This is a genomic window from Pseudomonas sp. K5002, assembly GCF_013386655.1.
Classification (GTDB): domain Bacteria; phylum Pseudomonadota; class Gammaproteobacteria; order Pseudomonadales; family Pseudomonadaceae; genus Aquipseudomonas.
The window spans coordinates 1-1,148 of record NZ_JACARK010001294.1; the positions used below are offsets into that span (position 1 = coordinate 1).

Consider the following 1,148-nt stretch of genomic DNA (forward strand, 5'->3'; position numbering starts at 1 on the left):
GGTCGACATAGCTGGCGACGCTGTTGCGGCTGACCTTCTGCGCGTCTTCCGGACGGATGCCGTTGGTGACCTGGGCCCCCGGATCGGGACGCTGCCCGGCACGCGGATGGCCTGCCGGGAACACGTAGCCGCCATCGATATAGGAAGCCTCGGAGCCGGCGCGGGTCTCGTAGCTTTCGCGCCGGTGCTCCAGGCCGAACGCCACGTCCAGCGGCTTGGCCAGGCCGATCTCGTAGGTGTTTTTCAGGTCGAGGTTGGTGGTGAGCTGGTCGGCGATGTAGATCCCGGAGGTGAACTTGTTCGGTGTGCTTTCGCCCAGGGACGGGTTCTGGTTGTCGTAGGTGCGCTGCTTGGCGTAGTTGCGCCCGTAGGTGCTGCTCAGGTCCCAACCCCAGCCGCCGCCAAGGTCGTTGCCCTTGGCGCCGAAAGCCGATTGGAAGTCGGTCTCGTTGACCAGCCAGTACGGGCTGTAGCCATCGGGGTATCCATTGGGCCCGGTGGTGATGGTGTTGCGGCCGTTGGGCAGGCGGAAGTTCTGGCCGTCGTTGTTCTCCCGGGTGGCCAGGGTGGAAAACGAGTACAGCGTCAGGTTGTCGTTCAGCGGCAGGTCGAGGTTGTACGCCACATCGCCCAACTGGCTGCGGGGCGAGCCGTAGCCTTTGTAGGTGTGGTGGCTGGAGGTGGCTTCGCGCGGGTCGGGGGAACCGTCCGCCAGCGGGTAGTAATGGCTGCTGTAGCCGTTGCTGCCGGCCTTGTTGTCGCGCTCCTGGTAGCGGGTGTCGAGGGACACGTTGAGCACCCCGGCTTCACCCACCTGGAAGCCATAGTTCAGCGCCTCCTGGCCGGTGCCGCGCTTGCCGTCGTAGTTCTGCCCCAGGGTGGTGTCGGAACTGCCGCCGGTGGTCTGCTTGAGGATGATATTGATCACCCCGGAAATCGCATCCGAGCCGTATTGCGCCGCTGCACCGTCTCGCAGCACCTCTACATGGTCGATGGCAGCCACCGGGATCAGGTCGAGGTCGCTGGGGGCCGCGCCGCTGTTGATGCCGTTGATGTTCAGGGTGGCGCTGGTATGGCGGCGTTTGCCGTTGACCAGCACCAGTACGTGAGAGGCGGTGAGGCCGCGCAAGGTGGCCGAACGCACCACG

1 protein-coding gene is annotated in these 1,148 nt (G+C 65.2%); it reads right to left on the minus strand.

Going from position 1 to position 1,148, the window contains the following annotated elements; all coding sequences use genetic code 11:
- On the minus strand, positions 1 to 1,148 hold a 1,148-nt coding region (locus HX846_RS35795), incomplete at both ends, for a TonB-dependent siderophore receptor (RefSeq protein WP_178967301.1).